The 12447-nt window shown below is 65.1% G+C and carries 12 protein-coding genes and 1 pseudogene; 9 read left to right on the top strand and 4 right to left on the bottom strand.

Going from position 1 to position 12447, the window contains the following annotated elements:
• The first annotated feature begins 9 nt into the window (after window positions 1–9).
• Both ASE88_RS19620 and ASE88_RS15720 read left to right on the top strand, forming a co-directional pair.
• Entirely contained in the window at window positions 10–663 is a 654-nt protein-coding gene (locus ASE88_RS19620) for a hypothetical protein (RefSeq protein WP_055880796.1), read from the top strand.
• A 41-nt stretch (window positions 664–704) separates the two neighbouring features.
• Window positions 705–2669: a glycoside hydrolase family 97 protein gene (locus ASE88_RS15720; RefSeq protein ID WP_082466603.1), complete on the top strand. Its 1965-nt coding sequence runs from the start codon at window positions 705–707 to the stop codon at window positions 2667–2669.
• 190 nt (window positions 2670–2859) lie between these two features.
• Here the strand turns inward: ASE88_RS15720 and ASE88_RS15715 are convergent, their stop codons facing one another.
• On the bottom strand, window positions 2860–3720 hold the full coding sequence (locus ASE88_RS15715) for a mechanosensitive ion channel family protein (protein WP_156357066.1): 861 nt from the start codon (window positions 3718–3720) through the stop codon (window positions 2860–2862).
• Window positions 3721–3803: 83 nt separating this feature from the next.
• Window positions 3804–4166, bottom strand: a complete 363-nt coding sequence (locus ASE88_RS15710) for a hypothetical protein (RefSeq protein WP_056479748.1) — start codon at window positions 4164–4166, stop codon at window positions 3804–3806.
• Window positions 4167–4350: 184 nt separating this feature from the next.
• Here ASE88_RS15710 and ASE88_RS15705 point away from each other — a divergent pair, with 184 nt between their 5' ends.
• From ASE88_RS15705 to ASE88_RS15680, 6 genes are read left to right on the top strand one after another with little or no spacing between them, the layout of a single operon-like run.
• A complete protein-coding gene (locus tag ASE88_RS15705; protein ID WP_056479745.1) occupies window positions 4351–7194 on the top strand; it encodes a monovalent cation/H+ antiporter subunit A in 2844 nt (947 codons plus the stop codon).
• 2 nt (window positions 7195–7196) lie between these two features.
• Window positions 7197–7568, top strand: a complete 372-nt coding sequence (locus tag ASE88_RS15700) for a Na+/H+ antiporter subunit C (protein ID WP_056480356.1) — start codon at window positions 7197–7199, stop codon at window positions 7566–7568.
• Window positions 7565–9091, top strand: coding sequence for a monovalent cation/H+ antiporter subunit D (locus ASE88_RS15695; protein ID WP_056479742.1), 1527 nt, complete (start codon window positions 7565–7567; stop codon window positions 9089–9091). The genes ASE88_RS15700 and ASE88_RS15695 overlap by 4 nt, the downstream gene beginning before the upstream one ends.
• Window positions 9088–9579, top strand: coding sequence for a Na+/H+ antiporter subunit E (locus tag ASE88_RS15690; protein ID WP_055880783.1), 492 nt, complete (start codon window positions 9088–9090; stop codon window positions 9577–9579). The genes ASE88_RS15695 and ASE88_RS15690 overlap by 4 nt, the downstream gene beginning before the upstream one ends.
• A complete protein-coding gene (locus ASE88_RS15685; protein WP_055880778.1) occupies window positions 9576–9845 on the top strand; it encodes a K+/H+ antiporter subunit F in 270 nt (89 codons plus the stop codon). The genes ASE88_RS15690 and ASE88_RS15685 overlap by 4 nt, the downstream gene beginning before the upstream one ends.
• Window positions 9842–10255 (top strand): Na+/H+ antiporter subunit G, encoded by a 414-nt coding sequence (locus ASE88_RS15680; protein WP_055880774.1) that lies wholly within the window; start codon window positions 9842–9844, stop codon window positions 10253–10255. Before ASE88_RS15685 ends, ASE88_RS15680 begins: the two co-directional genes overlap by 4 nt.
• Window positions 10256–10440: 185 nt before the next feature.
• Here the strand turns inward: ASE88_RS15680 and ASE88_RS15675 are convergent, their stop codons facing one another.
• Window positions 10441–11037, bottom strand: coding sequence for an FKBP-type peptidyl-prolyl cis-trans isomerase (locus ASE88_RS15675; protein WP_056480353.1), 597 nt, complete (start codon window positions 11035–11037; stop codon window positions 10441–10443).
• 393 nt (window positions 11038–11430) lie between these two features.
• Window positions 11431–11697, bottom strand: a pseudogene (locus tag ASE88_RS19910) (DUF2254 family protein); the annotation flags it as partial.
• Window positions 11698–12200: 503 nt separating this feature from the next.
• Between ASE88_RS19910 and ASE88_RS19000 the strand changes: the two are divergent.
• Entirely contained in the window at window positions 12201–12353 is a 153-nt protein-coding gene (locus ASE88_RS19000) for a hypothetical protein (protein WP_156348380.1), read from the top strand.
• The last annotated feature ends 94 nt before the right edge of the window (window positions 12354–12447 follow it).

Raw genomic sequence — 12447 nt, 5'->3', positions numbered from 1 at the left:
ATCGTCCTCATGACCGTGCTCGCGCTCGGCGGGAGTCTGCGCAGGGTCGAGCATCTGGCGCACGGGACGGTGTCGATCAAGATCGGGATCATCTCGGGCCTGCTGGTCGCGCTCGGAATCGCCTGGCTGACGAATGGCATCACCGACCCGTTGCCGCCGGTGCGGCTGTCCTGGGCGAGCATTCCGATGTTGCTCGGCCTGATCATCACCGTGCAGGGGTTCGAGACGTCGCGCTATCTCGGGCATGACTACCCCGCTGAGATGCGGATCCGGACGATGCGTCACGCACAGTGGATCGCCTCGGGCATCTACCTCGCCTTCATCGCGCTGCTGACGCCGTTCCTGTCGCGGGCTGCAACGACGGAAGGCGTTGCCGGTATTCTCGACATCATGGATTTGATCGCGCCGGCGCTAGGTATCTTCGTCCTGATCGGTGCGGTGTCGAGCCAGCTGAGCGCCGCGGTCGCGGACGAGGCAAAGATAACCCCGTCGCGCGTGCGGGTGGTGCTGCGGCGGCATGGATCACCGTGCGACTGGCGCATACGGCAAGCCGCCCGCACCGCGCTCCACCGCTTGGCGGAAGCCTCCGAGGGAACCAGAGCGGGTCACCGTCCGACCATCGAGGCGTTCGACGGACCCCGGACTGTTGGATTCGAGCTGTAAGCCAACCGGCGGAAGGCTGGCGGGATCGGCTACGATCGGACATGGAGCCGGGGTCGACGTCGCCTAGGAGTACGCACCCCATGTTTCTGAAAGGTGCGTTTGGTTTGGCGCTTGCCGTGATACTCGGCAGTTGCTCGAAACCCGCAGTGTCGACAGTAAGCCTGTCACCGGACGGAACCATCGGTATCGACGCCGGAATCTCGTCTGCCGGCGCGTTCCAGGTTTCGATCCAGCATCGCAACAAAACGCTGATCTATCCGTCACCGGTAGGGATCCTCCTGGCAGACCGTCCCTTCAGGTCTCTGGTGGAAACAGGCCGCCAGGCCTTCGTCCCGGCGTTCGGCTGCTCAGGCGAGCGGCTGAGCGCCCGCGAGAAGGTTCAGGGTGGTCGGATGGTCGTCCTCGAGACTAGCGCCTGCGATGACGGTGCAGCATTCCGGCTTATCGTCCCGGCGATGGCGGGGCCGGGCAAATGGCGTGTCACCGGAGAGTCGACCCGCTTTGTCACGGCGCGCAACGACGCCTGTCTGGGCGTTCGCCATGCGGAGTTCTTCAACAGTCACGAAGGCGACTACCGGCCCGTTCGCCTGCGCGCGCTGACGCACGACGATCTCTACGATCTCCCCCTTACCTGTGCGACCGGTCAGGCGGGCGAAACCTATGCGCTTACCGAGAGCAACATCGAAAATTACGCCGCTGCGTATCTGACGGGTACGGCATCTGGTGACGGCGTCTCGATCCGACTGACGCCGCGCCCCGATGACGACCGTCTGGCCGCCATATTACCGGTCCGGCAGCCGATCACGACGCCGTGGCGCATCGTGATGATCGCCGACCGCCCGGAACGGCTGGTTGAAAATCAAATGGTTCAGCGGCTCGCTGCAAAATCGCGGCTTGCCGATACGACGTGGATACAGCCTGGCAAGGCCGCGTGGGGTTGGTGGTCGGGCCTGCTCGCACCGGATGTGCCCAATGCCGGTCATAATATGGCGACGTACCGGCGCTACATCGACTTTGCCGGGCGCATGGGGCTCCGCTACTATGTCATCGATCAGGGCTGGGCATCCACGCCATCGGGGAGGGGCCGTCCTGCCGATGTGCTGACCCCGGCCAAGGGCATCGACGTGCCTGAACTGGTCGAATATGCCCGGCGCCGCGGTGTCAGGATCTGGTTGTGGACCGACTGGAAATCGCTCGACGGACGCATGGATACCGTCCTGGCGCGCTGGCAGGGCTGGGGCGTGGCGGGGATGAAGGTCGACTTCATCTATCGCCAAGATCAGGCCGTCGTCGGTTTTTATCACCGTCTGCTCGCCACGGCAGCCCAGCGCCGCATGCTGATCAACATGCACGCCGCGTTCGTGCCGCATGGGCTGGAAACGACGTACCCCAATTTCCTCACCCAGGAAGGGGCGATGGGCAACGAGTATAACCGTTGGAGCCGCAAGGTCACCGCGGGCTATGATGTCAGGGCGGCCTATACGCGTGCGACGATCGGGCCGATGGATTATACGCCGGGCGGGTTCCGCAACGTCACGCCGGCCGCGTTCTCGCCGCAGGCGCCTGCTCCCGAGGTGATGACGACGCGGGCGCATCAACTCGCGCTGTTCGTGCTCTATCCCAGTCCCCTGACGAGCCTTGCCGACGCGCCGGTTGCGTATCGGACATCAGACGGGCGTTGGGCGCCAGGCGTCACCTTCCTCCGCGACGTGCCGACCACATGGGACGCAACCCGCGGCATTGCGGGTGCGATGGGCGAATGGATCGCCGTCGCTCGCCGCAAAGGCAACCGTTGGTACGTGGGCGCGATAACCGACGGCAGGACGAGGGCCGTTTCCCTGCCACTCGCCTTCCTGAAGGACGGACGGTGGACGGTCCGCGCCTGGCTTGACGGCACCACGCCCACCGCGCTCGATCGACGGACAGGCGAGGTCGGCGCTACCGGCACACTGGGCGTCCGCATGTCCGCAAACGGTGGTGCTGCCCTTATTTTCGAACGACCATGAGTCGAAGCCCCACGTGCTGATGGCAAGGTGACGTTCTCATAACTGGGATATGTCAGGGACCAATATCGATAGCATCGGCATTTGCAGGCAACTGTCTCGCCCCGTCGTCATCGTCCTGCACCCACCCGTCGATGCCAAGCCGGTGACACTCGAGACTATGGGGCGACGCGCGTTTGGCAGCCTGTGGGGCCTACCGGTTCACCGTCGGGCCGTCTTGGTGAGGCTCAGTCATGGGCGCTGACTGAGTCTCTGATATGGGGTGGAAGCGCAGATCGCGCTGCGGCACCGGCATCGTGACGCCGTGTTCCTTGAACAGGTCCCAGATGCGAAAGAACACGTCGCTCGTGACGTTCCCGACTCCCGCTTCGGGACTGTCGATCCAGATCCGCAGGTCAAATTCGACCCCGTTGTCGCCGAACGCCTTGATCCAGCAGACAGGGGCAGGGTCGGTGAGCACGCGTGGCGAGACGCTCGCGGCCTCGACCGCAAGCCTTTGCGCCAGCCGCAGATCGCAATCGAACGAAACCCGAAACCCGACATGAACCCTGACGTCCCGGCTCGAGAAGGACCAGTTCTCGACTTCGTCGGTCATCAGCCGTTCGTTCGGGATCAGATGCTCCTTGCCGTCACGGGTCAACACCGAAACCGCGCGGACACCGATCTTGTTGACCCAACCGAAGGTATCCCCGACCGCGATGACGTCGCCGGGCTTGATCGATCGATCGAGCAGCAGGATCAGTCCCGCGATCAGGTTGCCGAGTGTCTTCTGGAGGCCGAAACCGATCGCCAGCCCGAACGCTCCCGAGAATACGGCAAGCGCGGTGAGATCAATGCCGAGCAGGTCGATGCCGATGAAAATCGCGAAGGTGACGACCGCGATCTGCGCGAGCTTCTGGAACAGCACCCGTTGCGCCGCATCGAGCACACGTGCCTGGCCGATCCAGCGTAGGATCAAGCCGAGCAACGCGCGGGCGGCGAGGAACAGGAGAAGCGACAACCCCACCGCGTTGACGACGTCGAGCAGCGAGATGCGGCGGGTGCCGATACCCATGCTGGCGCGGTCCAATCCGGCTACCAACGGGGTCAGGCCACCCAGGCGACTTGCGAGCACGATGAACAGCAACGCTGCCGCGATCAGCGACGCCGGCCGGCTTTGCAGGCCAAGCGAACGGGCATTTCATACGCGAACGCGGCAACGGCGATGGCGAGCGCGGCGGCGAGAAGAAGATCTGCGCCCGGGTCCAGGCCACGGATGCCGAGGAACGCCGCCAGAATCAGGGCTGTCACGCCGGAGCGTGTGAGCGCCATCAGCCGCGATGAGATCACGTCAGCATATTTCGGCGCCAAGGCAGGCAGAAGGTATCGGCAGGCGAGGCGCGCTGCGAGGACGCCAAGAAGAAGCGCGGTACTCAGGATCGCGACAGCGGCAATCAGGTCATGGAACGGTAGCGCCGCCCAACGGTTCAGATAGCTCTGCCACCAAGCAACATGGTCCAACCGGTTTCTCCAATGCCGGTTCCTTAGCGCTGTTCGCCTGACGCGGAAATGCGCTCTCCTTGCTAAAACGTGATGCAGATATCATCGCCTTTAATGAACGTACGTTCAGGTTTCTGGTTGAGAGCGTCGACCCAGGGGCGTGGACCGTGCAAGGACGAGCCTCACGGCCTCTGGAGAATTGACGATGGCCCTGATGGCCCTGCTGCTATTGCCGTTCGCTGCCGCGGCGCTGTTGGCGCTTTGCGCGCGCACGTCGCGCGGCGTCCATATGGCGATCGCGGCAGGGGCGAGCGCGGCGGGGCTGGTCGTGCTGCTGGTCGCGGCGCCGGCCGTGCTTGCGGGGACACCGATGGTCACGCGGATCGGCTGGGTGCCGGCGCTTGGGCTGAATCTGGACCTCTGGCTCGATCCGTTGGGGTTGCTGTTCGCGGGGCTGATCCTCGGGATCGGCCTGCTCGTCGTGATCTATGCGCAGGGGTATCTTGCGAAAAGCGAGGCGACGGGGCGGTTCCTGTCATGCCTGATGCTGTTCCAGGGGGCGATGGTCGGTATCGCGCTGTCGAGCAACATCCTGTTGATGCTCGTCTTCTGGGAATTGACCAGTCTTTCGTCGTTCTTGCTCATCGGGTTCTGGCGCGATCGTGCCGATGCCCGCCAAGGCGCGCGCATGGCGCTGGCGATCACGGGCGGTGGCGGGCTCGCGCTGATTGGCGGCATGCTGCTGCTCGGCCAGGCGGCGGGGTCCTATGACCTCGCGACGATCCTCGGTCGCGTCGACCAGGTCCAGGCCTCGCCGCTCTATCCCGCGATCCTCCTGCTCGTCCTGCTCGGCGCGTTCACCAAGTCGGCGCAGTTCCCGTTTCACTTCTGGTTGCCGCACGCCATGGCTGCCCCGACCCCGGTCAGCGCCTATCTGCACTCTGCGACGATGGTGAAGGCCGGCGTGTTCCTGCTGGCGCGGCTCTGGCCGGTGCTCGCGGGGACCGAGCCATGGTTCTACATCGTCGCCTCGACCGGCCTGGTCACGATGATCTTCGGCGCGGCAGTCGCGCTGTTCCGGGATGATCTGAAGGCGATCCTGGCCTATTCGACGATCAGCCAGCTCGGGCTGATGGTGATGCTGCTCGGGTTCGGCACGCCCGCCGCCGCCACCGCCGCGATCTTCCACATCCTCAACCATGCCGCCTTCAAGGCGGCGCTGTTCATGAACGCGGGCATTGTCGATCACGAGACGGGCACGCGCGACATCCGCCGGCTCGGCGGGCTGGCCGCGCTGATGCCGATCACCGCGACGCTGGGGACGCTCGCGGTCGCGGCGATGGCGGGACTGCCGCCGCTTGGTGGGTTTATCTCGAAGGAGATGATGCTCGAGCAAAGCGCGCATACCGTCTTTGCGGGTCAGGCCCTCGTCGTGCCGCTGCTGGCGACGATCGCGGCCGTCCTGTCGGTTGCCTATTCGCTGCGCTATGCCACCGGCCTGTTCTTCGGCACACGCCGCACCGGCGAGGTTGCCGCGCCGCACGACCCGAACATGGCGATGTTGGCGCCGCCGGCGATACTCGTACTGATTGCGCTCGCGCTGGGTCTGCTGCCGATGACGGTCGCCGGGCCGCTCGTCGCGGCTGCGGCCGGCGCGGTGGTCGGTGGCCCTGCACCCTCGCTGGACCTGGCGCTCTGGCACGGCATCAATCCGGCACTTGCGATGAGTGTGGCCGCGGTCGCGATCGGTGCCCTCCTGCTTTGGCGACGCGCACCGATCGCGGCATGGCTGGACGGCCGGGCGGCGCTAGACGCCCGGCGCATGTTCGACGCTGCGATGGAGGCGATCGTCGGCGGTACGCGCCGGTTTACGCTCGCGCTGCATGCCGGATCGCTGCAACGCTATCTGCTCGCACTGTTCGTGGTGGCGATCGTGCTGGGCTTCGACGCGGCGCTGACGCCGGGTGGACTGCCGGGCGGGGTCCGGCCGACGATCCCGGCCTCGCCGGTCGCCGTCGTTGCGTGGATCGCGCTGGTCGCGGCCACGCTGGTCGTCGTCATCCGGCAACGGCAGCGTTTTCTCGCGCTGATCGTCATCAGCGTCATCGGCCTCGTCATCGCGCTCATCTTTGTCCACCTTTCGGCGCCCGACCTCGCGCTGACCCAGGTCGCGGTCGAGGTCGTCACCATCCTGCTGATGCTCTTGGCGCTCCACCTCCTGCCCAAGGCGCCGCCGAGCCTGTCGAGCGTATCGCGCAAGGTCCGTGACGCCGTCGTCGGCATCGTCGCAGGGATCGGCACCGGCTGGACCGCCTGGGCGGTGATGACGCGCGAAACACGCGACACCGTGTCGTCCTATCATTGGGCGAACAGCTATTCGGGCGGCGGCGGCAAGAACGTCGTGAACGTGACCCTCGTCGATTTCCGCGCCTTCGACACGCTGGGCGAGATCATCGTGCTGGGCATTGCGGGGCTGGCGATCTTCGCGCTGCTGGAGCCCGCCGCTCGGGGCGTCGCCGGGCGACGGCTGCGCGCATGGCGGGAAGACCTGCCGCATTCGCCCGAGCGCCATCCGATGATGTTCGTCATGGCGGCGCGGTTGCTGATGCCGCTCGCGCTGCTCGTCGGCATGTACATCTTCCTGCGGGGGCATAATCAGCCGGGCGGCGGTTTCATCGCGGCGCTGGTGTTCGCGATCGCGATTCTGCTCCAGTATCTCGCCTCGGGCTTCGACTGGACCGACGAGCGGCGCCGGATCGGGGAGCATCCGCTGATCGCGTCGGGCGTCCTGATCGCAGCCGCGACCGGACTCGGTTCGCTCGTCTTCGGTGCGCCGTTCCTGTCGAGCAGCTTCGGCTATTTCGACGTGCCGCTGATCGGCGAAGTCGAACTGGCGACCGCGACGCTGTTCGACGTCGGCGTGACGTGCGTGGTGCTGGGCGCCGTCATGATGGCGCTGGCGCAACTCAGCCACGTCGCCCAGCGTGCCGCGCGCCACGCCGAGGCCAATGACGAGACGGACGCCATCGACGGAGAGCAGACGCGATGAGCCTGGAATTCCTGATAGCCAGCGCGATCACCGTGCTGACCGCGGGCGGCGTGTATCTCAGCCTGCGCGGTCGCACCTTCCAGGTCGTGCTCGGGCTGACATTGTTGTCCTATGCGGTGAACCTGTTCCTGTTCGCGATCGGTCGGCTGGTCATCGATCGGCCGCCGCTGTTCACAAAGGGCGTGACCGAGCATGCCGACCCCTTGCCACAGGCGCTCGTGCTGACCGCGATCGTCATTACCTTCGGCATGACGGCGCTGGTCGTCATCCTGTCGCTGCGCAGCTTTCTCGAAAGCGGTTCGGACCAGGTCGACGGCATCGCCGACGCGGCCGAGACCCCGGACGACACAAATTTCCGGAAAAACCCGCAATGACCGCGCTCGATCATCTCGTCATCGCGCCGGTCGTGATCCCCGCGGTCGTCGCGCCGTTCGCGCTGCTCGCGATGCGGCGGCGGCGGCGGGTCGGCGTGGCGATCTCGCTTGCCGGGTGCGTCGTGCTGCTCGTCGCCGCGGTCGCGTTGTTCGGCGTGGCGCAGGACGACGCGATCCGCGCCTATCCGCTCGGCGGCTGGCCCGCACCGTTCGGTATCGTCCTCGTGCTCGACCGCCTGTCGGCGATGATGCTGGTGCTGGCGTCCGTCCTTGCGCTCGTCGTGATGATCCATGCGATCGTGACCGCGGTCGATCGCAAGGGCTGGCATTTCCATCCGCTCTTTCATTTCCAGCTGCTCGGCCTCAACGGTGCGTTCCTGACCGGCGACCTGTTCAACCTGTTCGTGTTCTTCGAGGTGTTGCTGATCGCCTCCTACGGCTTGATGCTCCACGGGCAGGGTGGCGCGCGGCTGAAGGCTGGCGTCGCCTATGTCGTCGTGAACATCGTCGGCTCCGCGATATTCCTGATCGCGCTGGGGCTGCTCTACGGCCTGACCGGAACGCTCAACATGGCCGATCTCGCGCGGCGGATCGCGGTGCTCGGCGCGCCCGATCAGGGGCTCGTCCGCCTCGCCGGGCTGCTTCTGCTTACCGTCTTCGCGCTGAAGGCCGCGGTCGTGCCGCTCCATCTGTGGTTGCCGCGTACCTACGCCGCGACGATGCCCGTCGTCGCCGCGCTGTTTGCGATCATGACCAAGGTCGGCGTCTATGCGATGATCCGCACCGTGCCGCTGATCTTTGGCGACGCGGCGGGGGCGGCGGCCTGGGTGCCCGCCCCGTGGTTGCTGCCTGCGGCCGTGCTGACCGCGGTCATCGGCTTTGCCGGGGTGCTAGCGGCGCGCGCGATGCGTGAACAGGCTGCGTTCGCGATCCTGGGATCGACGGGGACGCTGTTGCTCGCGGTTTCGTGCTGGACGCAGGCGACGACCGCGGCGGCGCTCTTCTATCTCTTCCACGCGACGCTGGCCGGTGCCGCGCTGTTCCTGGTGGCGGACGTGACCTTGCGCCGGCGCGGTCAATATGGCGACGCGGTCGTACCCAGTCCGCGCTTCGAGGGACAACAGGCCATCGGATTGCTGTTCCTCGGTGCGACGATCGCCGCGGTCGGCCTGCCGCCGCTATCGGGGTTCGTGGCCAAGCTGTTCATCCTCCAGACGACCGCTGGCACCCCGGGCTGGATCGTGATCTGGGCGACCGTGCTCGGTACGACGCTGATCGGCGTCATCGGCTTTTCGCGCAGCGGCAGCACGCTGTTCTGGAAGCCGGCAGCCGAGGATGCCGATTCGATCGCGTGCCCCGACCGAACGCGCGCCGAACTCGCCGCGCCTGTCCTGCTGGTGGCATTGCTCGCGGTGCTGACGCTGGCCGCCGGCTGGGCGACCGCACAGACCCAGGCGACCGCCGCACAGATCTTCGCGCCCGAGCGCTATGTCGCTGCCGTTCTGCAGAGAGACCCCCGATGATGAAGCGCGTCCTGCCGCACCCCGCTCTGTCGGCGATGCTGGTCGTCGTCTGGCTGCTGATGGCCAACGAGATCACGCTCGGGGGCTTCCTACTCGGCGGGCTGTTCGGGTTGATCCTGCCCAAGTTCACCGAACCCTTCTGGCCCGATCGGCCGCGGGTCCGGTTCGGCCGCGCGGCGATCGGCTATGTCGGCATCGTCCTGTTCGACATCGTCGTCGCCAATTTCCAGGTTGCCCGCCTCATCCTGTTTCGCCGCAACCGCGATCTTCGGTCGCGCTGGCTGGTCGTTCCGATCGACCTGCAGACACCCGAGGCCATCACGGTATTGGCAGGCACGATCAGCCTGACGCCGGGCACGGTATCCTCCGACGTTTCGGCGGACGGTCTCTCGTTGCTGGTCCATGCGCTAGACGTCGACGACCCGGACGCGGAGATTGCCCGGATCAAATCGCGCTACGAAGCGCGGCTGCAGCGGGTGTTCGCATGATCGCCATCGCCCTTCAGGTCGCGACGGGGTGCGTCGCGCTCGCGCTGCTGTGCAACGGATGGCGCCTGCTCAAGGGGCCGGCGCTCGGCGACCGGATCGTCGCTCTCGACACCATGGTCATCAATGCGATCGCGCTGATCATATTGATCGGGATGATCGGCGAGACCTCGAGCTATTTCGAAGCGGCGCTACTGTTGGCCATGGTCGGTTTCGTCAGCACGATCGCCTATTGCAAGTTCATCCTGCGCGGGGACATCGTCGAATGAGCCAGCTTGTCGATATCGCCGTCACGGCGTTGGTGCTGCTTGGCGCCACTTTCGTCCTCATCGGCAGCTGGGGGCTCGTGCGGCTCCCGTCGACGATGGAGCGATTGCATGGCCCGACCAAGGCTACGACGCTGGGGCTGGGGTCTCTCCTGCTGGCATCGGTCGTCTATTTTCACGGCCGGCTCGGCATCTGGACGGCGCATGAGTTGTTGATATCGCTGTTCCTGTTCATCACGGCGCCGATCTCGGCGAACATGATCGCAAAGGTTCATCTGCACCGTCTTCGCATCGCGGAGATCGTGGAGCCCGACAGCATCGCCGGCCCGCCGCCAAGGCCCGAGGGCGATGGCGACTGGGCGACGTTCGAGGCCCCGAAGCGGAACACGCCAGCCTCCACCGCCAATAGCTGACGCGTTCGATAGGCATTTCACCAGAGAACAGCTGCAACGGACCGCCGTGCGCGCGGACGATGCAGTGACCACGCGTTATCTGTGCCGTCGGAGCAGGACGGCGATGTGGCTTGCGCTGTCCTGGCGCAGGTTGTGGCACCGGTAGCGCGATCGACTGTCTTGTGACTTTGACCGGAATAGCGGAGTTATGGTTGGGGTGGCGCATCCTTCTGCGCCGCAGGTTGGGCGGCTTCGGCGCGGTTCATGCCCTCGACCTCGGCAGCCGTCTTGAAGTCCAGCAATTCGACCTGGAAGACGAGATCGGAATTGGCGGGAATAGGCCCCGAAGCCTGGGCGCCATACCCCATGGCTGCCGGAATGCAGAAACGCGCGACCCCGGACCGGGCCATCGTCTGTAATCCTTGCGAGAACCCCGGAATCACGCCGTTAACTGGCAAAGGAGACCGCATTCCCTGGTCGAACACGGCCCCTGTCGTCGCGAGATAGCCAATATAATTTACCAGCACGACATCGCCTGCTGCCGGCTTGGCCCCGGAGCCTGCTCGCAGCATCGTCGATCCCAAGCCGGACGGTGCCGTCGTTGAACACCGCCGTTGCGCTGCCGGTACCACGGGGTTCAGCGGCAACGCGATTATCGTGTTATCCGTCTTGGCATTGGCCTGTCCTGCGGGACGCGGCTTCTGCGCTGGGTTCGCCGCTGCGGTCGCCGGCAGCAGAGCAGTGAGTAGCGGCAGGATCGCGGCGAGGACGAGGCGGGATGAGGCGTGCGAAATGAATGGCATGGCCCCGGCTATATGCAAGGCGCGCTGTCGGCGCCAACTCGTTATCAGGCGAGATGCCACTCCGTCCCCTGGGAACAGCGTCTGCCCGCCGGATCACCGCTTGTGGCGGGACAGGCACGTCCACATCACCTCGTTGCTAACGACCGACCAACTATGCCGCCCGCCCCGCATCACGCGCGCAGCGACGGAGGTGCGGTCGGCGCATTGTGCGTACCTCTGTTCGTACGAACAGGCAGTGACGGCGCGCGCATATGGTCTCGAGCAGCCGTCCAAGGTCGCCCAGCGGTGCAGCGCTGCCGACTGCGAATACTGCCAATAAGTTGCGCCAGCGCCACCCCCAGCGATCGGGTTGGTCGTGTCAGCATCTCCTGCGAAGGTCAGGCCGGGCATAGGCTACGCCGGTGCGACAGTCGCGGGACCGGCTTGTCTCGAATCGGCCGCGAGTACGCGCGTTCCGGCTTCGACGACGGTGATTGACGTCCCGGGATCGTTGATTGCGGGCGACAGCGCGCGACGCAATCTCCGATCGGACCTCAGGCCAAAGCGTGGGTCGTGATCGCAAGGGTGCCTGTCGGGGACTGTAAAGACTCCCTGGATCCGACCGAACTGACCCGCGTCGGGTCTTGTCCGCGAGCATCGGAATAGATCGTCGGCGGCCGGGTCATATTCACCACGCCAATCAGCATATCCGGGGCAATGTTCGTTCCATCGTTTCTTCGATGTCCGAGCGTAAAATTGCTAGTGGTCTGTCTTCTCCATGTCTGACGACCAGCTGGCTCATACAAAATGCGGTGTATTTGATGATGAGCTATCGTATGGACTCAAAAAATACTTTTACATTTTAGAATATAGAGGTGCTATCTCGGGCCCTACTCTCTAAGCCATTATTTGCCTAAATGGCGGGAACTCCAAATATTTCGGACAAAGCGCCGCGTTGTACCGTGGTGGTGCGAACTGCGATTGATGGCGCATGTCCGAACGTCGAATGATGATTGGATTCTTATTTCTGCATGCGGCAAAACGCTATGTCGGCCGCGGATGGTCTGGCTGGGCTTCATGATACTCGTCCGACGTCTTGCGCCCGCGCGCCGACGCGTCGTTTCGGTTGCCCCCGATCCGACGCCGGCGCACACTAGGGTGGTCTACCAATGAGGAACAATCGCATGAACGCTACCGATGACCGTCGCCGAGCCGGAAGAAGGCACCTCTTGATTGCGGCCGTCGTCGTTCTCGTGGCGATCACAAACTATACCGGCGTGAAAGACGCTGTTCGCGACTTTGAGCATGGCTTCCGGGACGGCTTCGGCGGGCGTTGAGCGGCGCGCCCTCCAACCCGTGTCGCCTATCAAAGCCTGCAACAGGCTGACCGCTTTCCCGCTACGGCCACAGCATCGAGCCCGGCTTGCTTCA

Source organism: Sphingomonas sp. Leaf38, from assembly GCF_001421825.1.
In the GTDB taxonomy this organism is placed as follows: domain Bacteria; phylum Pseudomonadota; class Alphaproteobacteria; order Sphingomonadales; family Sphingomonadaceae; genus Sphingomonas.
The sequence above is the reverse complement of the archived record's forward strand: the minus strand, read 5'-3'. Positions and strand labels throughout refer to the sequence as shown.